The organism is Euzebya rosea, assembly GCF_003073135.1.
Classification (GTDB): domain Bacteria; phylum Actinomycetota; class Nitriliruptoria; order Euzebyales; family Euzebyaceae; genus Euzebya; species Euzebya rosea.
The window spans coordinates 153,752-172,464 of record NZ_PGDQ01000006.1; the positions used below are offsets into that span (position 1 = coordinate 153,752).

Below are 18,713 nucleotides of genomic sequence, written 5' to 3' on the forward strand. Positions count from 1 at the left end.
CAGCGGGCTCAGCCCGCCGCGCCGTCGGGCAGGTTGAACAGCCGCACCTTGGACTGGGCGACCTTCCGCCCGTCCTGATCGGTCATGTCGACCTCCCACAGCTGGGAGGACCGGCCGACGTGGATCGGGGTGGCGACGGCCGTGATCGTCCCCTCCCGCATGGACCGCAGGAAGTCGGTGTGGTTGGACATGCCGACGGCGGGCTTGCCGCCGATGGCCATGACCGCGCCCACGCTGGCGGCGGACTCGGCGAGGGTGCAGTACACCCCACCGTGCACGATGCCGTAGGGCTGGTGGTGGGTGGGGTTGATCTCCAGGCGCACCTCGCAGCGTTCGGGGGTGAGGTCGATGACCTCCACGCCCAGCAGCTCGAGGAATCCGTCGCGCGGGAAGCTCTCGGGGTCGATTTCCATGCCCGGCAGTCTGGCTCGTGGGCGGGGCGACAGCAGCATCGTCGTGGGGCGACCGGCCGGGGGACTGTCGGCGTTGCAGGCCCTGCCTAGATTGGGGCGCCATGAGCGTTGTCGTGAAGGACGTACAGGAATCGGAGTTCGTCGACGTCGTCGTGGAGGGCTCGAAGTCCCGTCCCGTCGTGGTCGACTTCTGGGCCGAGTGGTGCGGCCCGTGTCGCCAGCTGTCGCCGCTGCTGGAGCAGATGGCCGAGCAGCATGCCGGCCAGGTCGACGTGGTCAAGGTCAACGTCGACCACGCGCCGCGGCTGGCCCAGCAGTTCGGGGTGCAGGGCATCCCGGCGGTGAAGGCGTTCGTCGACGGCAGGGTGGCGGCGGAGTTCACCGGCTTGCAGCCCGCCCCCGTCATCGCGCAGTTCTTCGCCGGGCTGGGACCGTCGGAGGCCGACCGGCTGGTCATCGCCGCCGGCAACGAGGTGGACGCCGATCGGCGCCGCAGCCTGCTGGAGCAGGCCATGGAGCTCGAGGTCGACCATCCGGCGGCGGCGCTGGCGCTGGCCGCCGACACCGACGACGTCGAGGACGCGCAGGCGATCCTGGCCAGGGCGCGGCCGACCCCGGAGGTGCAGCAGGCCATCGCCGCGCTGAACCTGTCGGCCACCAGCGAGCAGGTCGGGGACGTCGAGGACCTCCGCAGCCGTGTGGCGCAGGGCGAGGACGATGCCCGTGTGGCGCTCGGCCGGGCGCTGGCCGCTGGCGGTGACCACGAGGGAGCGATCGCGGTGCTGCTGGACGGCGTGCGGACCCCGTCGACGAAGGAGGCGGCACGCGACGCCCTGCTGGAGGTCTTCACCGTGCTCGGCAACGACCACCCGCTGGTCAAGCAGGCCCGGCCGAGGCTTGCCGCCGCGCTGTTCTGATCGCCCGCCGCGCGTGCGGGAGCCTGGGGTCACCCTCGGACGTGTCCGTGTCGGAACGGCGGGGTAGGGTGCGCGCCGATGGTTGAACAGATCGAGGTCGTGGACGACGAGCCGCAGGACGCCGATGTCGCGGAGGACGAGGAGTCCGAACCGATGATCAGCGAGCCCGGCAAGCTGATGCGCATCGCCGTGATGCTGCGCGAGGTGCAGGAGGAGGCGCGCCGGGCCGACGCCGACGAGGCCGGCCGCGGACGCCTCCGCCACGTGCACGAACGTGCGCTCAACGAGCTGTGCGGGATCCTCAGCAGCGACCTGCAGGACGAGCTGTCGCAGTTCTCCTTCGACTTCGACACCGAGACCCCGTCGCAGAGCGAGCTGATGATCGCCCAGGCGCAGCTCATCGGTTGGCTCGAAGGGCTGTTCCAGGGCATCCAGGCGGCGATCTTCAACCAGCAGGCCGCCGCGCGGAAGCAGCTGGAGGCCATGCGTGGCCGTGGCCTGCCGGCCGGCACGGCGCCCGGCGGCGAGCAGGCCGAGTCCTCGGGCCGCAGCCCGGGCAACTACCTCTGATCGCCACCACCGTCCAGGCATCCACCGGTCGGTTGGGCCGGTGGCGCGCGGGTTCGATACCCTCTGCGGTCGTTCGCCGGTGACGCATCCGTCGCCGTTCATCACGAGGAGTCAAGTACATGGGTCGCGCACGCGAGCACTGGGAGCAGCTTCGAGCTGCGTTGGAGAAGGTCGACGTGGAGACCGTCGGTGAGCTCTACGCCCCCGACGCGGTGTGGCTCGAGCCGCAGAACCCGCCGCACGAGACCAACAAGCTGATCCAGGCGTACCTGTCCTCGTGGATGCAGGCCCGCGAGAACATCGACGTGTCGACCAAGCGGATCCTCGAGTCCGAGGACGGCTCCTTCGCCGCCATCGAGTGGGCGATCTCCTACACCGCGGCCGGCCGTCGCTGGAACTCCCTGCCCCGGTCCAGCTGGATCGAGGTCTCCGACCAGGGCATCGCCTACCAGCGCGACTACTACTAGGACGCCCGGGGTCGGCCACCCGACCCCTCGAGCCCGGACGCGCACCCCATCAGGGGTGCGCTCGTCGTTTTTCCCTCCGCGTTCGTCGTCTTCCCGTCCGGGCTCGTCGGCACCGACCTGCCGGTCGGGTCAGGCGAGCCGCTCGCGGGGGATGGCGACGAACAGCGCGTCGGCCTCGGCGATCAGGTCGCCGTCGGCGGTCCGCAGGTCACCGACGAGGAAGATCTTCCGCCCGTCCCGCCGGTCCATCCAGGCGCTGGCCACGAGGTCGGTCTGGACCGGGGTCGGGGCCCGGTAGCTGATGCCGAGCCTGCCGGTGAAGGCCGGCGTGGCCGTCAGCAGCAGCACGTAGCCCATGATGTCGTCCATCACGGCGGCGACGGCGCCGCCGTGCGCTCGCTGCGGCGCGCCCTCGAAGGCCGCACCGAAGTTGACGTCGGCCACGATCCGGTCGCCCTCCCGGCGTGGCTGCATGGCGATGCCCATGGGGTTGGCCCGGCCGCTGACCATGCACTCCTCGAAGTGCGCGAGTCGCTGCCCCTCCTCCACGGGCGCCTGCCACAGCTGGGTCTTCATCCGTCGGATGGGACGCTCGCGGCGGGGGCCGGCCTCGACGACGGCGGCGGTGGCGGTGGCCTCGCGGGCGATGCGCTGCAGCAGGCCGGGGTCGGCCTCGTGGGCCACCATCGCGTGGTTCAGCCGGCGCATCGCCTCGGCGGCGGCGATGCGGACGGCCAGGGTGTCGTCAGCGGTCGGCTGGGATACGTCCGGGCTCGTGTTCTCCGGGCTTGGGTTCGTCACGAGAACGCAGCCTACTCCCCGCGGGTTGTCCACAGGGCTGCACCGGTTGCTCGGTCGTGTCGCCGTCGGCCTGCCTACGGTGCGAGCCGTGAGCACCACAGCCCTTCCCGTGGCCGTCGAGATGGCCGACCGGCAGCTGGCCGACGACGTCGTCCGGTGGGTCGAGTCGACCCTCGGCTGGCAGGTCGTCGCCGACTCGGTGGCGCTGCCGGCACGGCTGCGCCTCGTCGACGTCGAGTCGGTGTGCGAGGGAGCCGTCCTCGTCGCGCGGTCCCTGGACGGCGCCGACGTCCGGCACGCCATGGCTTCCGGTGTCCGGGACGTGGTGCGCTGGCCCGAGGAGGCCGAACGACTGGCCGAGCTGCGCCCGACGGCGGTGGTGCGGCCGGCTGCGGACGTGGTGGGTGTGGCGGGGGCCGCGGGAGGAGTGGGGACCAGCACGGTCGCGATCGCCACGGCGGCGGCGTCAGCGTGGTCCGGCGTGCCCACCTGGCTCGTCACCGACGTTGCCGGCCGACGGCTGTGCGGCGTGGACGGCTCGGCGTCCCACGAGGTCGACGCGGTGCCCGGGTTGCGCGTCGGAGGTGACCTGCACGATGCGATCGGCCGTGCGGTGACCGGTGAACGCGTGGTGGTCGACCTCGGCGTCGACGCCCGCGGTCATGTCCTCGTGGCCCGCCCCGACGCATCCCTGCTGGCCGCCGTCCGCACGGGATCGGCGCCGGTCGTGGTCACCGTGGGCACGGGCGGCCTGCACCCGCACGAGGTGGCTCGGGCGGTGGCCGGCCGGCGACACGTGCACCTCGACCACAGCGTCAGGGTGGCCCGCGCGGGCCTTCGCGGTCGCCTGCCGGGGGCGCTGCCCGGCCGGCTGGTCGCCGACCTCCGCGCGGGCCTTCGCGTGGCCGGTGCCGCCGGGGGTGCCGCTCGTGGTCGCTGACCGGGACGACTTGCTCGACCGCGTGCGGAGCCGGCTGGCCGACGCCGCCGACGGGTCGGCGACGCGAGGCCCCGCAGCGGTCCGTGCTGCGGTCGCGCGAGCGCTGCGCGAGGAAGGGGTGGCCCTGCCCGAGGACCGGTTCGCCGAGGCCGTGCGGACGCTCGCCGACCACCTGGCCGGCCTTGGGCCGCTGGAGGTGCTGCTGCGCCGGCCGGGGGTGACCGACGTGATGGTCAACGGGCCCGACGAGGTGTGGGTCGAGCGGCACGGCGTGCTTGAGCGGACCGATGTGACGTTCGGCTCCGCCGACGCCGTCCTCGACGCCGTCCGTCGGGTCGTCGGGCCTCGCGGCGCCCGCATCGACCGCGCCAAGCCCTGGGTCGACGCCCGCCTGCCCGACGGCAGCCGGCTGCACGCGGTCATCGCGCCGGTCTGCGCCGACGGGCCGCTGGTCACCCTCCGCCGCTTCGATGCCCGCCTGCTGCCCTGGGCCGCGCTGGTGGCCTCCGGTGCCGTGCCGCCGGAGGTGGCCGACCTGCTGCGGCAGGCCGTGGCCGAGCGGGAGTGCATGGTCGTCTGCGGACGCACCGGGACCGGCAAGACCACGCTGCTCCAGCGGTTGGTCTCCGATGTCGGCAGCGACGAGCGGGTGGTCCTGATCGAGGATGCGCCCGAGCTGCGGCCCGACACCCCGCATCTGGTCCGGCTCGAGGCCCAGCCCCCGTCGACGGAGGGCACGGGGGCGGTCACGATCGCCGACCTCGTGCGGCAGGCGCTGCGGATGCGCCCCGACCGGATCGTGGTCGGCGAGGTCCGTGGGGTCGAGCTGGCCGACGTCCTCCAGGCGCTGGTGACCGGCCACGAGGGCTGCATGACGACCGTGCACGCCCGCAGCGGCGCACAGGCGCTCGTGCGGATGGAGGGAATGGCGCTGCAGGCCGGCCTGCCGATGGAGGCGGTCCACGCCCAGCTCGGCAGCGCCATGGACCTCGTCGTCGCGCTGGACCGCGGGCCCGACGGGCAACGCGGTGTGGTCGAGGTCGCCAGGGTGTCGACGGCGAACGGACGGCCCGTGGCCGACCCGCTCTGGCGACGCGGGTCGTGGCCGGGTTCGGGACCCGCTGCCGTCACCGTTGACCGGGCGCCCCTCGGTGCGTCCGAGGGGATGGCGGCATGACCGCGCTGCTGCGCCCGCGCGCCGGTGCACGGGCCGCCGCAGGGTCCGCTCGCGCCGATGCATCTGTCGCCCCCGTCGACCTCCTCCTGGTGCGGGCCGCGCTGCACGCCGGGGCCACACCTGCCCAGGCGCTGACGGCGGTGCCCGACCGGGGCGGCCCGCTGGCCATCATCACCCGTCGCCTGGTCGCCGGTGCCGACCTGCAGGTGCTCGCCGCCGACCCGGCCTGCCCTGCCGGCCCCCTCGTCCGGGGGCTGGCCGCGGCCGAGGTGGCAGGCACGGCGGCCGTACCGGTCCTCGACGGGTTGATCGACGCGGTGGTGCGTGCGGTCGAGCTCGACCGGCTGGTCCACACGCGGTCCGCACAGGCACGGCTGGTCGCCCGGATGTTGACCGCCCTTCCGGTGGTCGGGGCCACTGGCATCGCCTTGCTCGACACCGGGGCCCGCACGTTCCTGGCCAGCCCCGGTGGGGCCGTCCTGATGGCGACCGCCGGCCTCCTCGTGCTGCTGGCCTCCTGGTGGATGCGCCACCTCGTGTCCGGCGTGGGCCGGGCCGTCCTGCTCGTCGACCCGCTCGTGGAGGCGCCCCATCGCGTCCTGCGTCCCGGGCGAGGCGCGCTGGACCGCTCGGGTGCGGACGGGCTGCTGCCGACCGTGGAGGCGCTTCAGCTGCTGGCCGTCTCGCTCGCCGCGGGTGTGCCCCTTGCCGAGGCGATGGACCTGGTGTCACGCCTCGGTCCCCCCGGCGTGCGTCGGCCGCTGCGTCGGGCGGCCGATGGCCTCCGTGCCGGCCTCCCGCCTGCCGACGCGTTCCCTCGCGGGCTGCAGGAGGTCGCCGACGTCATCGACGTCAGCGGGCGATGGGGTGCCCCTGCCGTCGCCTCGCTCCGCCTGCTGGCCGACGACCTGGGTCGCCGCGCCACCGCCGCATCCGAGGCCGCCGCCGAGCAGCTCTCGGTCCGACTCGTCTTCCCCACAACCCTGCTGCTGGTCCCGGCCTTCGGGCTGCTGGTCGTCGTCCCGCTCGTGGTCTCGGCGTTCAGCAGCGTCCGGCTGTGGTCGTAGCACCGACATCGAAAGGCACAGCACATGTCCGACACCACCACCGACCGCTCGACGGTTCCCCCGACCGTCCCCGTCCCCTCGACCGCTTCCGTCCCCTCGACCGACCCCGTCCCCTCGACCACGGTCCTCGACCGCCTGGCCGACGACACCGGCGCGCAGGCCATGGAGTACGCCATGCTCGGTGGCGCCGGCGTGGCGTCGGTCAGCGTGCTGACCTGGTTGATGCGCCAGCCGTGGTTCGAGGAGGCCATCAAGGAGTTCTTCACCGGCCTGTTCGGGTCGCTCCTGGACCGGATCGGCGACCTCCTGCCGGCCTTCGGTGCCATCGCCTGACCGACTCGGTGGGCGCCGGCCGACGGGAGGTCGCCCTGCGGCCCCCGTCGGCCCGGCCCGCCGGACGCCCCGTCCCCTGCCCTCGGCGCCGGTGGCGGACCGCCTGCGCGGCGACGACGGCAGCCAGGCCATGGAGTTCGCCATGGTCCTGCCCCTCGTCGCCCTGCTGGTCGTCGGGCTCGTCGCCGTCGGCGGCGTGGCCGCCACGGCGCTGCGGACCCATGCGCTGGCCGTGGAGCTCGCGCGGGCGGCCAGCGTCGACCACGACGACGAGGTCGTGGAGCGACTCGCCGACCGGCCGTGGCTGGACGTCACCGTCGACCCACCCTCGGGTGTTCGCCAGCCGGGGGACCCGGTGACGGTCCGGGTCGCCACCACCGTCTCGGTACCCGTCCTCTCCGGGGTCCGCCTGCCGCTGACCGCATCAGCCACCACGATCACCCAGGACGTCCCGTGACCGCACCCCGGTGGCTGCCGCAGGACCGGGCCGCGGGTGCCTCAGCACCGACCACCCTGCTCGTGCTCGGACTCGTGACCCTCGGGCTGACCGTCGCCATCGCGTCGCTGGGGCGTGCGACGGTGGCGCTGCAACACGGCACCGCCGCCGCGGACGCCGCCGCCCTGGCAGTGCTGACCGGGTCGCCGCTCGCCGGCGGCAGCGGCAGTCCCAACGTGGAGGCAGCCGCCGACGTGGCCCGCGACAACGGGGCCTCGCTCGTACGGGTCGAGCTGGCCGGATGGCCTCGAAGTGTCGTCGTTGCCGTCGCGGTCGACCTCGACCTGCCGCTGGTCGACGGGGTCGTGACGACGGAGGCTGCGGCCGCGCTCCATCCGCCCTGACCGGACCGGCCTGCGGGGTCGACTCGACGCTACGCTGGCGCCCTCCCATGAGCGAGATGATCTCCTCCGGGCTGCTGCAGCCGGATCCGCTGCCACGGGGTGCGACGGGCGCGTCGACCACGGGCTACCTGATGGACGCCGTACGCCTGCGTCCAGCGGGCCGACGGCTGCTGTCGCTGTTCTCCGTGTTGCTGTTCGTCGCCGGGGCCGGCATCTTCGCCTACCCCTTCTTCACCGACATCTACACCACCCAGCTGGTCCAGCGACCGTTGGAGGACCAGTTCGAGTCCGCCGAGCTGGTCGAGCGGTACAGCACCCGCACGATCACCACCGGCGACCCGCTGACCCGCATCGTCATGCCCGACCTCGGGGTGGACACCGTCGTGGTGGAGGGCACCTCGCCCGCCGCGCTGCGTGCCGGCGCAGGCCACTACCCGACGACGCCGCTGCCAGGCGAGGTCGGCAACGTCTCCATCGCCGGCCACCGGACGACGTACGGCAAGCCGTTCAACCGGGTCGACGAGCTCGTCGTCGGCGCGGAGATCACGCTCGTCACACCGCTGGAGGTCCACACCTACCGGGTGGTGCCGGCCCCCGCCGACGTCGCCCGTCCGTGTCCGACCGGGGCCTGCTGGATCGTCGACCCGGCGCAGTGGGAGGTCGTCGGCCCCACGGAGACCGCCATGCTGACCCTGACCACCTGCCACCCCAAGGGCAGCGCACGCCAACGGCTCATCATCAGGGCCGAGCTGGTCGAGACCACCCCACGGCAGTTCGGCACCGACGGCCTGCCCGTCCCGATCGACCGCCTGCCCGACGACGGGACGGAGGCGGACGGGGCCTGACCCCGTCCGAGCTACCGTGGGCGGTCGATGACCAGGGGCCCGTCGCTGTCGCCTGCATCCCTTCCGCTGGGATGGATGCTGGCCGTGCTGTGCCTGCTGGCAGCCGTGCTGCTCGGCGGCCTGCCGGCGACGGCGGTCGACAGCTTCCGGCTCGCCTCCCCTGCGGCGGGCACGTCGCTGGACGGGACGTTCACCATCGAGGTGGTCGTCGACCCCTCCGACGGCGAGATCATCGAGCGGGTCGAGGCCCAGCTCGCTGGGCCGACCAACCGGGTGTTCCAGCTCAACCGGGTCGACGGCCCGGGGCTGGACGGTGAGCAGCGCTGGGCCCTGCAGGTCGACCCGCTGGGCCAGCAACCGATGCACAACGGCCGTCACCGGCTGGTCGTGCGTCCCGTGCCCGCCGCAGGGGATCCCCCCGCGTTCGAGGGCCACGAGGTCGTCCTGGCCGTCCCCGTCGAGGGTCAGCTGGTCGCCGCGCCGACGGGGGAGGACGCCACGGTGGTGGCCCTGACGTGGGATCCGGTCGACCTGCCCGACTTCCTGGCCTACCGCATCCAGCGTCGACCCGACACCGACGACAGCCTGTGGCGCACCGTCGCTCGGTTCGACGACCCGGCGGTCCGCGACACCACCGACGAGGTCGCCAGCCCCGGCGCCTACCTCTACCGCCTCGTCGTGGTCCGCAGCGACGGCAGCGACGGCGAGGTCGTCGGGTTCTCTCGGCCCCGTGGCGTTCGTGCCGACCCCGCCGACCCGGGGACGTTCGACCCGCCTGCCGAGCCCGACGACCGGCCGTCCGTCGAGCCCACGCCCACCCCCCAGCCCGGCGGACCCATCGGCCGCCCGGGCAACGACGACGTGGCCCAGGACCCCGGCCCAGCGGAAACGGGCACCGCCACCGTGACGCCCGAGCCGAGCCGGCCCCGACCGGTCACCGTCCCCGCTCCGGCCCCCGCACCGGCTGCGCCTGCCCCACCTGCCGTCGTCCCCCTCGACGACGGGGTCTTCGAGCCGCTCCTGCCGATCGGCCCGACCGAAACCGCCCTGGAGCTGACCGAAACCGAGACCGCGTTGCTGGACGGCAGCATCCGTCCGGGCGGCAGCGAGGCGATCCTGACCACCGACGAGGAAGAGGGCCGACGGCGCCAGCTCGTGCTCGCCAGCGCGACTGGATTGCTGCTCGTGGTCGTCGCCGGTCACCTGCGTCGCTATCTTTCGGTGGGTTCTCGCCGATGACGCACGAGTCGTCACCGTGCGTGACGACGGCCGCGAAAAGTTGGCGAAACGATGATTAGGTACCGTGTGGCCCGGACATGTTTGCCCGGAACGGCTCTGGACGAGGGGCGCGGAATGAACTTCGAGAGGATGGTGCGGCACCTGTGCAGGTGATGATCAACGAGGACCGCAACGGCACACGAACCGTGCTTGCGGTCAACGGCGAGATCGACATCGCCACGGCACCGACGCTCCGGCAGCGCATCCAGGACGCCGTCGACGACGGTGTGCGGCTGGTGGCGGTGGACCTGACGGAAGTCGGCTTCATGGACTCCACGGGCCTCGGTGTGCTGATCGGTGGCCTCAAGCGCCTTCGCCAGCTCGAGGGCAACCTCGTCGTCGTCAGCCCATCGGACTCGGTCCGCAAGATCTTCGAGGTGACCGGACTCGTGGACGTCTTCGGCGTCGTCGACTCGCTGGACCAGGTGGCCGATCAGTCGTGAGTCAGTGGCTGGACCTGGTGCTGCCCCCGGACCCCGCGTTGGTCGGTGTGGCGCGCACCATGGCCGTTGCCGCAGCGACCGTGGGCAAGCTCGAACCGGGCCGCGTCCACGACCTGCGGACCTGCGTGTCGGAAGGCGTCACCAACGCCGTCAAGGCCCACCGCGATGCGGGAGTGGCTGAGGCCATCACCCTGCGAGTCGGCCTCGACGAGGACGCGCTGGTCGTGGAGATCATGGACCGTGGTCCAGGACTTCGCCGTGACGAGATCGTCGTCTCCGCCGTCGAGGGCATGGAGCTGGCGGAGCTGGCCGAGCGTGGGTACGGGCTGACGGTCATGGAGTCGCTGGCCGATGGCCTGGAGATCGAGCTCCCCGAGGATGCGGGCGGGACGACCGTTCGCCTGCGCTTCTCGCTGACCGAGGCCTCGAGCGCCGACGGCATCACGACCGGTTGAGGTGCCATCAGGCACTCGACGGTCCGTGCGGCAGCTAGGATCGCCGTCCCGTGGATGCTCTTCTCACCGCAACCGTCAACCTCTACGACGCCTGTGCCCAGGAGTACCTGGAGTCGTGGAAGGATCGTCGGCCCCGTGACAGCGCCCGCACCTTCGCCCGGATGGCCGGCCAGGATGCGCTGGTGCTCGATGTGGCCGGGGGCCCCGGTGTCGACGTGCGCCTGCTCCGCGACGTCGGCCTCCGTGCCGCGTCCGGCGACATCTCCATGGAGTGCATGAAGGTCGCGCGCACGTTCTTCCCCAAGGGCCTGCTGGCCCGCTGGGACTACCGGGCCCTCCCGTTCGCCGACAACCAGTTCATGGGCATCTGGGCCCCTGCGGCGCTGCAGCACCTTCCGCGCCGTGCCATCCCGGCTGCCATGCGCGAGTTCCGTCGCGTGCAGGCCGGTGGGCCCATCTACCTCAGCTTCCCCGAGGGCGAGACCGACCTCGCCCTGATCGACGACCCGCCTGCGGGCAAGGTCCAGGCCACCTCCATCACCGCGGAGGAGTTGCGCGCCCTGCTGCTGCGCATGGGCTACGTCGACGTCGAGGTCGAGTCGCGTCCCGATCCGCGAGGCATTCCCCAGCGGTGGGTCCAGGGCATCGGCCTGGCCCCGACCGACCCGGCCTAGCCGACCCGCAGCCGGTCCCGGGGGATCAGCCCGAGGGGTTCAGCCGGAGACGACGCGGACGAGGGCCAGCAGCGCGCCCACGAACGCCCATACCAGCAGGCCCTGTCGGATCACGGCCTCCGGCACCCGACGCAGGGCCGGTGCCGCGAGGACCATGCCGACGACGTTCAGGCCGCCGAGGGCCAACCCTGCGCGCAGGTCCTCCAGGTGGAAACCGCCGGTGGCGCTGAGGGTCGCGATGGACAGCACCGTGCCGACCCCGAACACCACGGCCAGGGTCGGCCGGACCTCGCTGGAGTGGCGCTCGCGGTACAGCAGGGCCAGCGGAGGGCCGCCGAGTCCGACCGCCGTGCCGGAGAACCCGCTGATGAGTCCCGCCGCCGCCGTCGTGCGGGCGGTCTCGGTCACCGTCCACCCACGGGCCGTGGACAGGACGGCTGCCAGCAGCAGGACGGCGACGGTGGCCGCGAGGCCCCGCACCGGCAGCAGCGCCACCGCAGCGGTGCCGACCAACGTGCCGGGTACCCGGGCGACCGCCAGGCGCGTCGCCGCCGCACGGTCCGCATGGTGCCGCTCCCGGTAGGCCATGAGCGCGGTCAGGGGCAGGAACGCCGCGATCGCCGCACCCGGCAGCAGGTCGGGGGCGAACACCGCCAGGGCCGGGACCAGCGTGAACGCCGCGCCGAAGCCCAGCACGGACTGCGCTGCACCACCGAGGACGGCGGCAGCGGCGACGAGCACGAGCGCACCGACATCCACGAACCAACAGCGTGCGTGCCCGGAGCGGGCCACTCCGCTGTCCATTCGGCCGGCACGGCCGGGTTCGCCGGTTAGCGTGGCCGGTCATGGCCCGACTGCTGATCGTCCACCACTCGCCCATGGCGTCCGTCCGTCGCCTGACCGACGCGGTCGTGGCCGGCGCCACCCACCCCGACCTCGACGGGGCCGTCGAGGCGGTGCTGCGACCGGCGCTGGAGGCCACCGCCGACGACGTGCTGGCCAGTGACGGGGTCATCTGCGTGACGCCGGTCAACTTCGGCTACATCTCCGGGGCGCTCAAGCACTTCTTCGACTCCTCCTTCAGGGCCCTGGAGGACGTGACGGCCAACCTTCCCTACGCCGCCGTGGTCAAGGGCACCACGGACGCCGACGGCGCGGTCCGAGCGCTCGAGGCGATCGCCACGGGGATGCGGTGGCACAGGGTCGTCCCGCCGGTCGTCCTGGAGGGGCCGGCCGACGACGACGCGGTCACGGCCACGATCGAGCTCGCGGCCACGGTCGCCGCGACCATCGCCTGAAACCAACTGGTCTTACCAGTTGACCAGGTGGGCGGTCGCGGTCTAGCGTCGACGGCATGGACGACCTCGAGCCCGTCAGGCGGCGGTCGGTGCCCGACGAGGTCGCCGACCAGCTCGTCGATCGGATCGTGTCCGGCCGGCTGGCCGCAGGGGGCCACATGCCGAGCGAACGCGATCTGGCGGACACGCTCGCGGTCAGCCGCCCCACCGTCCGGGCCGCCCTCCAGCGTCTCGCCCAGGCCGGGCTCGTCGAGATCCGCCAGGGCGGGGGCACGCGCGTCAGGGACTTCCGTCGGCACGCCGGGCTGGACCTGCTCCCTCGCCTGATCGTGGGGGAGGGCGGGCTGGACCTGCGGGTGGTCCGCGACGTCCTGCGCACCCGCTCCTCCATCGGGCCCGTGCTCGCACGCTCGGCGGCCGAGGCCGGGGAGGGGCCGCCCCTCGACGCGGCGGTCCGGGCCATCGCCGAGGCCGAGGACGGGGTTGCCCGGCAGCGTGCCGCCCTCGTGTTCTGGGAGGCCGTGGTCGAACGATCCGGCTCCATCGTCTATCGGCTGATGTTCAACGGCCTGAGGGCCGCCTACGAACCCATGCTCGACGTGCTGGCCGACGCCATGGCCGCCGAGGTCGACCGGATCGACGCCTACACGGCCCTCGCCGAGGCCATCGAGGCCGGGGACGCCGAGTCCGCCCATGACCTCGCCGCCGACCTGCTGTCGTCGGGCCACGGTGCCATCAGCGACCTGCTGGACCGCATCGACGACCCCACACCCGACCCGCCACCGACAGGAGCCGACGCATGACCGCCCTCGAACCGACCGGTGCCATCACTCGCGTCCGCCGCTGGCTGCACGACCGACGTGTCGCGCAGGCACGCGTCGAGGCGCTGGCCAGCGCGCAGGTGGACGCCGACGAGGACCACCTGGCCCGCCGTCCCCGCACGGCCACGGTGACGCTGGCCGACGCCGCGGGACGCTTCTGGCGCCATCCCTCCCCATGGATCATCGCCACGACGATGCTCGTCGCCGGCACGGCGCGGGTCGTCGTCGGCGGCTACCACGTCAGCGACCTCGTCCTGGTGCTGGTGATGCTCGCCTCGTTCCCGTTCGTGGAGTGGGTGATCCACGTCTTCGTCCTCCACTTCAAGCCCTTCGAGGTCGCGGGCGTCACCATCGACCCGTTGCTGGCCCGCGAGCACCGGGCCCACCACGCCGACCCCCGCGACATCCCCCTGGTATTCATCCCGCCCAAGGTCTACTGGTGGCTGCTGCCGACCCTCGTCGCGGTCAGCGTGTTCGCCTTCGCCCGCCTGGGCCTTGGGTTGACCTACCTCGTCGCGCTGACCGCCATCGGGCTGGTCTACGAGTGGGTCCACTACCTGATCCACAGCGACTACAAGCCCGTGACCGCGGCCTACAGGTCCGTCTGGCGCAACCACCGGCTGCACCACTACAAGAACGAGAACTACTGGTTCACCGTGACGACGGCCGGCACGGCCGACCGGATCCTCCGCACCTTCCCCGACCCGGCCACGGTCCCCACCTCACCGACGGCAAGGGACCTCGACGCCCGCTGACGCCTGCGGCACGGGTCAGGGGTTGAGGGCGGCCCACGCGTCGGCGATCTGCTCCTCGAGACCCCGCTTGGGAGACCAGCCGAGCAGCTCGCGGGCGCGGGCGTAGTCGGCGACGAGCTCTGGCGGGTCGCCGGGGCGGCGGTCGTGCTCCTCGGCGGGCACCGTTCGGCCGGTCACCTTCTCCACGGCAGCGAGGACCTCCTTGACCGACGTGCCGTCGCCGCTGCCGAGGTTGACGATGTGGTGGGTACCCGGCTCGAGGACCTCCAGCGCCATCTCGTGGGCGTCGGCCAGGTCCAGCACGTGCACGTAGTCGCGGATCGCCGACCCGTCGCGGGTGGGGAAGTCGGTCCCGAAGACCTTGAATACCCCTCCCGTGGCGCCCCGCAGCAGGTTGGGGATCAGGTGGGTCTCGGGGTCGTGGCGTTCGCGCAGGTCGCCGTAGGCACCGGCCACGTTGAAGTAGCGGAAGCTGATCGCGGCCAGCCCGTGGGCCCGGCTGTAGCTGGCGATGGCGTGGTCCAGGGCCAGCTTGGTGGCCCCGTAGCTGTTGACCGGTGCCGTCGGGGTGGCCTCGGTGATCGGCAACGTCTCGGGGTCACCGTAGGTCGCGCAGGTCGAGGAGAAGACGAAGCCGCCGACCCCGGCCAGCCGCATGGCCTCCAGCAGCGCCAGGCCCTCCACGACGTTGTTCTGCCAGTACCGCTCGGGGTGGGCGACGGACTCGGCGACCAGCGCCGAGGCGGCGAGGTGCACCACCACGTCGAAGGAGCTGTCCAGCACCTCGCCGGCCCGGCTGATCGGCAGCTCGACCAGCTCGCAGCCGACCACGTTGTCGGCGAACCCGGTGGACAGGTTGTCCAGGACCGTCACGTCGTGGCCGGCCTCCTGCAGCCGCCGCGTCACGACGCTGCCGATGTAGCCCGCGCCGCCTGCCACCAGGATCTTCATGTCTGGGAATGCTCCCCGTCGTCGTCGAGCCGGAACAGGCGTCGCAGCGACGCGTCCGGATCGGAAACCGTCTCGGAGCCAGACACCGTAGCGTCGTCGGCCGCGGCGGGACGCGCCGGCTGGGGGGTCGGCTGCGGGGGCGGCCCCTCGCCGGCCGGTGCGGTGTGGGTGTGGCCGTGCCCGGGTTCGCTGCCGTCGAGGGTCAGGGCGGCCAGTCCCGTGACCAGGGGGACGGCGGCGATCAGGCCGATGGAGCCCACCAGCGTCCGCACGATCTCCTGCGCGACGAGCTCGCTGGTCAGCGTCTCGCCCAGCGGGGCGTCGCCGACGGAGAAGAGGATGAGGAGGGGGAGCGCCGCGCCGGCGTAGGCCAGGAACAGGGTGTTGACGGTGGCGGCGATGTGGTCCCGGCCGACCGCCAGGGCCTCGCGGAACACCCGGACGGCGGACAACGTCGGGTTGGTGCGACGCAACGCTGCCACGGTCGAGGCCTGGCTGACGGTGACGTCGTCGAGGACGCCGAGCGTGCCGACGATCATCCCGGCCAGCAGCAGCCCGCGCAGGTCGATGGCCTGGCCGGTGGAGAAGCGGACCAGCTGCACGTCCTCGCTGGCCAGCCCGGTGAGGCCGGTCAGCTCGACGGCCAGCAGCGCCAGCCCGACGGTCAGGGCCAGCGCCAGGGCCGTGCCCACCGCAGCGGCGACGACCGGCCGGTCGAACCCGTGGCTGAGCGGCAGCGTCACCAGCATCACCGCGGTCGCGGTCACCAGCGCCAGGAGGGTCGGCGACGCGCCGTTCAGCACCGCCGGCACGAGGAACGCCACGATCAGCAGCGCCGACAGCACCAGCCCGACCAGCGCTCGCACGCCCTGCCATCGTCCCAGCGCGACGACCGCGAGGACGAACAGCGCCGACAGGCCCAGCAGCGGTGCCCCGCGCGGCAGGTCCACGATGGCCCAGATCTCGGGTGTGCCCGGGGCTGCGACCTGGGAGACCTCGACCCGGCGGCCCAGCCCGAAGATGCCGGCCTCGTCCACCGTCTCCACGGTCACCTCACGGCCGTCGTCGAGGACGACGTCGACGGTCACGGCGACCGATCCCGGCAGCAGGAAGTCGTCCTGCACCGGCGAGGCCTCGACCGCCACGATCCGCCCGGCGAACCGCTCCTCGGAGGACTGCGCGAAGCCGGCCTGGTCGGCCGCCGGGGGCCCGCCCCAGGGGAACAGCACCAGGACGCCGACGACGGTGGCCGCGGCGATCAGCCAGAACAGGCCGAGCACGACCCCCGCCCACGGGTTGCGGCGGCGGGGGGCCTGCGGTTGGCCCCGGTCGTGTCGCGAGGAGGTGCGTGCCATGTCCTGCAGTGTCGTCGAGGGGATGCCGGATCGGAACGACCGACGGCCCGGCCCCCGCGTGGGGGACCGGGCCGTCGGGTGGTGCTGGTGCCTAGAGGCCGAGGAAGGCCGGGGCGAACACGAGGCTGACGATGGTCATCACCTTGATGAGGATGTTCATCGCCGGACCGGAGGTGTCCTTGAACGGGTCACCGACGGTGTCACCGGTGACGGCCGCCTTGTGGTTGTCCGAGCCCTTGCCACCGAAGTTGCCGGCCTCGATGTACTTCTTGGCGTTGTCCCACGCGCCACCGGCGTTGGACATGAAGATCGCCAGCATGAAGCCGGTGGACAGGGCGCCGGCCAGCAGGCCACCCAGCGCCTGGACGGACACGAAGCCGACCGCGAGGGGAAGGACGATCGCCAGCGTGCCGGGGATCACCATCTCCTTGAGCGAGGCCTGGGTGGAGATCTCCACGCAGCGAGCGGAGTCGGGCTTGACGCCGGGCTTGCCCTCGCGCAGGCCGGGGATCTCGGCGAACTGGCGACGGACCTCCACGATCATCGCCTGGGCGGCGCGACCGACGGACTTCATGGTCAGGGCGGCGAAGGCGAAGGTTGCCATGGAGCCCAGGAACAGGCCGGAGATGACCTCCACGCTGACGAGGTCGATGCCCTCCAGCGTCAGGCCCACGGCTGCGGTGTAGGAGCGGAACAGGGCCAGCGCGGTCAGCGCGGCCGAGCCGATGGCGAAGCCCTTGGCGACGGCTGCGGTGGTGTTGCCGAGGGAGTCCAGGCCGTCGGTGACCTCACGGACCTCCGGGGGGAGGTGGGCCATCTCGGCGATGCCACCGGCGTTGTCGGAGATCGGGCCGTAGGCGTCGACGGCGACGACGGCACCGGTGGTGGCGAGCATGCCGATCGCGGCGAGCGCGGCGGCGTAGAGGCCACCGGCCTCGGGGACGAACCCGGCGGAGGCCAGGAACTCGGGCGAGAACGCGGCCTGGCCCAGGGCGTAGGACCCGACGAGGCCGCCGACGATGAGGAGGACGGAGGCGACGGTGGAGATCATGCCGTCGGCGATGCCGCCGATGATCACGGTCGCGGGACCGGTCTGGGACTCACCGGCAAGGCGCTTGACGGGGCCGTAGTGGTCGGAGGTGTAGTACTCCGACACGAAGCCGATGGCGTAGCCGACACCGAGGCCGAGCACGATGACGAGGCCGAGGAACAGGCCGTTGTCGACGCCGTCGATGTCGCCGAAGACGAAGGCGCCGGCACCCAGGGACAGGACGGCGGTGAGCAGCATCGCGACGTTGGTGCCGAAGTGCAGCTGGGCCGACAGGGACTTGCCGTCGCGACCGCGGACGAGCAGCGCACCGATGATGGAGGCGAACATGCCGAGGGCGGCGATGAGCAGCGGGAAGAGGTACAGGCCCTGGAGGAGGCCGCCGGTGTCGATCGCGGAGATCTCACCGGAGATGGCGTCCTGGCCGACGAACCCGCCGAACAGCAGGGCGGCGAGGACGATCGGGGCCACGATGGACCCAGCGTAGGACTCGAAGAGGTCCGCACCCATGCCGGCGACATCGCCGACGTTGTCACCGACGTTGTCGGCGATGGTGGCGGGGTTGCGGGGGTCGTCCTCGGGGATCCCGGCCTCGACCTTGCCGACGAGGTCGGCGCCGACGTCAGCGGCCTTGGTGTAGATGCCGCCGCCGATACGGGCGAACAGGGCGATGGAGGAGCCACCCAAGCCGAAGGCGGCCAGGACGGAGAACGCGTCGTCGACGCCGGCGATGTCGACGAAGAGGATGTAGCACAGCGACACGCCGAGCAGGCCCATGCCCGCGACGGTGAAGCCCATGACCGCGCCACCCTTGAACGCCAGGGGCAGCGCCTTGGCGGCACCCTCACGCGCGGCGTTGGCCGTGCGGACGTTGGCGGCGGTGGCGATCTGCATGCCGACGACGCCGGCGATGGAGGAGAACAGCGCACCCATGAGGTAGGCGGCGGCACCGTAGGGCATGCCGTAGGGGAGCACGATCGCGATCACGACCGTCATGACGGCGACGAACACGCCGACCCACTTGTACTCCTGCTTGAGGAACGCCTGGGAACCCTCGCGGATGGCGGCCGCGAGCTCCTTCATCACGTCGGTGCCCTCGTCGGCGGCGTTCACCACCTTCGCGAAGTAGAACGCCAGGCCGAGGCCGGCGATGGCCGCAGCGGCGGCCAGGTAGGGGATGAAGCTCATGTGTGTGCCTTCGTCGGTCGGGGCCGCCCACGCTCGCGGGTATGCGGAAAGGTGAGCGGCTCGGGGCTTGCGGGACG

General features: G+C 72.6%; 23 protein-coding genes. 17 read left to right on the plus strand and 6 right to left on the minus strand.

The genetic code is table 11. The features are described from left to right. Window positions 1-8: 8 nt before the first annotated feature. Entirely contained in the window at window positions 9-413 is a 405-nt protein-coding gene (locus CUC05_RS09765) for a PaaI family thioesterase (RefSeq protein WP_108665911.1), read from the minus strand. A gap of 101 nt (window positions 414-514) precedes the next feature. Between CUC05_RS09765 and CUC05_RS09770 the strand changes: the two genes are divergently transcribed. The 3 genes from CUC05_RS09770 (at window position 515) to CUC05_RS09780 (ending at window position 2,367) form a co-directional block, all read left to right on the plus strand. Then, entirely contained in the window at window positions 515-1,330 is an 816-nt protein-coding gene (locus CUC05_RS09770) for a tetratricopeptide repeat protein (protein ID WP_108665912.1), read from the plus strand. Window positions 1,331-1,408: 78 nt separating this feature from the next. Next, window positions 1,409-1,900, plus strand: a complete 492-nt coding sequence (locus CUC05_RS09775) for a proteasome activator (protein ID WP_108665913.1) — start codon at window positions 1,409-1,411, stop codon at window positions 1,898-1,900. Between the two features lie 119 nt (window positions 1,901-2,019). After that, the gene (locus CUC05_RS09780; protein WP_108665914.1) at window positions 2,020-2,367 is read left to right on the plus strand and encodes a nuclear transport factor 2 family protein; all 348 of its coding nucleotides are present in this window, start codon (window positions 2,020-2,022) and stop codon (window positions 2,365-2,367) included. Window positions 2,368-2,496: 129 nt separating this feature from the next. Here the strand turns inward: CUC05_RS09780 and CUC05_RS09785 are convergent, their stop codons facing one another. Further along, the gene (locus tag CUC05_RS09785; protein WP_108665915.1) at window positions 2,497-3,168 is read right to left on the minus strand and encodes a PaaI family thioesterase; all 672 of its coding nucleotides are present in this window, start codon (window positions 3,166-3,168) and stop codon (window positions 2,497-2,499) included. A gap of 88 nt (window positions 3,169-3,256) precedes the next feature. Between CUC05_RS09785 and CUC05_RS09790 the strand changes: the two genes are divergently transcribed. The 11 genes from CUC05_RS09790 to CUC05_RS09840 all read left to right on the plus strand — a co-directional run bounded on the left by CUC05_RS09790 (window position 3,257) and on the right by CUC05_RS09840 (window position 11,220). Next, a complete protein-coding gene (locus CUC05_RS09790) occupies window positions 3,257-4,108 on the plus strand; it encodes a hypothetical protein (protein ID WP_108665916.1) in 852 nt (283 codons plus the stop codon). Beyond that, window positions 4,098-5,285 (plus strand): TadA family conjugal transfer-associated ATPase, encoded by a 1,188-nt coding sequence (locus CUC05_RS09795; RefSeq protein WP_157965413.1) that lies wholly within the window; start codon window positions 4,098-4,100, stop codon window positions 5,283-5,285. The genes CUC05_RS09790 and CUC05_RS09795 overlap by 11 nt, the downstream gene beginning before the upstream one ends. After that, window positions 5,282-6,352 (plus strand): type II secretion system F family protein, encoded by a 1,071-nt coding sequence (locus CUC05_RS09800; protein WP_108665918.1) that lies wholly within the window; start codon window positions 5,282-5,284, stop codon window positions 6,350-6,352. The genes CUC05_RS09795 and CUC05_RS09800 overlap by 4 nt, the downstream gene beginning before the upstream one ends. A gap of 24 nt (window positions 6,353-6,376) precedes the next feature. Beyond that, window positions 6,377-6,685 carry a hypothetical protein gene (locus tag CUC05_RS09805; RefSeq protein WP_108665919.1) on the plus strand — a complete coding sequence of 103 codons (309 nt, stop codon included), beginning with the start codon at window positions 6,377-6,379 and terminating at the stop codon, window positions 6,683-6,685. A 91-nt stretch (window positions 6,686-6,776) separates the two neighbouring features. Continuing rightward, on the plus strand, window positions 6,777-7,142 hold the full coding sequence (locus tag CUC05_RS09810) for a hypothetical protein (protein ID WP_108665920.1): 366 nt from the start codon (window positions 6,777-6,779) through the stop codon (window positions 7,140-7,142). Next, entirely contained in the window at window positions 7,139-7,525 is a 387-nt protein-coding gene (locus tag CUC05_RS09815) for a hypothetical protein (RefSeq protein WP_108665921.1), read from the plus strand. Before CUC05_RS09810 ends, CUC05_RS09815 begins: the two co-directional genes overlap by 4 nt. Before the next feature lie 47 nt (window positions 7,526-7,572). After that, window positions 7,573-8,370, plus strand: coding sequence for a sortase (locus CUC05_RS09820; protein WP_157965414.1), 798 nt, complete (start codon window positions 7,573-7,575; stop codon window positions 8,368-8,370). 27 nt (window positions 8,371-8,397) lie between these two features. Continuing rightward, window positions 8,398-9,609: a fibronectin type III domain-containing protein gene (locus CUC05_RS09825; protein ID WP_157965415.1), complete on the plus strand. Its 1,212-nt coding sequence runs from the start codon at window positions 8,398-8,400 to the stop codon at window positions 9,607-9,609. 152 nt (window positions 9,610-9,761) lie between these two features. Continuing rightward, window positions 9,762-10,091, plus strand: a complete 330-nt coding sequence (locus tag CUC05_RS09830) for an STAS domain-containing protein (protein WP_108666149.1) — start codon at window positions 9,762-9,764, stop codon at window positions 10,089-10,091. Then, a complete protein-coding gene (locus CUC05_RS09835; RefSeq protein ID WP_108665924.1) occupies window positions 10,088-10,546 on the plus strand; it encodes an ATP-binding protein in 459 nt (152 codons plus the stop codon). Before CUC05_RS09830 ends, CUC05_RS09835 begins: the two co-directional genes overlap by 4 nt. 50 nt (window positions 10,547-10,596) lie before the next feature. After that, entirely contained in the window at window positions 10,597-11,220 is a 624-nt protein-coding gene (locus tag CUC05_RS09840) for a class I SAM-dependent methyltransferase (protein ID WP_108665925.1), read from the plus strand. A 39-nt stretch (window positions 11,221-11,259) separates the two neighbouring features. Here CUC05_RS09840 and CUC05_RS09845 read toward each other — a convergent pair whose 3' ends face one another. After that, a complete protein-coding gene (locus tag CUC05_RS09845) occupies window positions 11,260-11,979 on the minus strand; it encodes a sulfite exporter TauE/SafE family protein (protein WP_157965416.1) in 720 nt (239 codons plus the stop codon). Between the two features lie 86 nt (window positions 11,980-12,065). Between CUC05_RS09845 and CUC05_RS09850 the strand changes: the two genes are divergently transcribed. Genes CUC05_RS09850 through CUC05_RS09860 form a run of 3 tightly spaced genes read left to right on the plus strand, consistent with a single transcriptional unit; the run spans window position 12,066 to window position 14,094 of the window. Further along, a complete protein-coding gene (locus CUC05_RS09850) occupies window positions 12,066-12,518 on the plus strand; it encodes a flavodoxin family protein (protein ID WP_108665927.1) in 453 nt (150 codons plus the stop codon). A 56-nt stretch (window positions 12,519-12,574) separates the two neighbouring features. Then, window positions 12,575-13,321: a FadR/GntR family transcriptional regulator gene (locus tag CUC05_RS09855; RefSeq protein ID WP_108665928.1), complete on the plus strand. Its 747-nt coding sequence runs from the start codon at window positions 12,575-12,577 to the stop codon at window positions 13,319-13,321. Beyond that, window positions 13,318-14,094: a sterol desaturase family protein gene (locus tag CUC05_RS09860; RefSeq protein ID WP_108665929.1), complete on the plus strand. Its 777-nt coding sequence runs from the start codon at window positions 13,318-13,320 to the stop codon at window positions 14,092-14,094. Before CUC05_RS09855 ends, CUC05_RS09860 begins: the two co-directional genes overlap by 4 nt. Before the next feature lie 15 nt (window positions 14,095-14,109). Here the strand turns inward: CUC05_RS09860 and galE are convergent, their stop codons facing one another. The 3 genes from galE to CUC05_RS09875 form a co-directional block, all read right to left on the minus strand. Next, a complete protein-coding gene (gene galE / locus CUC05_RS09865; protein ID WP_108665930.1) occupies window positions 14,110-15,045 on the minus strand; it encodes a UDP-glucose 4-epimerase GalE in 936 nt (311 codons plus the stop codon). Further along, entirely contained in the window at window positions 15,042-16,400 is a 1,359-nt protein-coding gene (locus CUC05_RS09870) for a YibE/F family protein (protein WP_108665931.1), read from the minus strand. The genes galE and CUC05_RS09870 overlap by 4 nt, the downstream gene beginning before the upstream one ends. 91 nt (window positions 16,401-16,491) lie before the next feature. Next, window positions 16,492-18,636, minus strand: a complete 2,145-nt coding sequence (locus tag CUC05_RS09875; protein WP_108665932.1) for a sodium-translocating pyrophosphatase — start codon at window positions 18,634-18,636, stop codon at window positions 16,492-16,494. Between the last annotated feature and the right edge of the window lie 77 nt (window positions 18,637-18,713).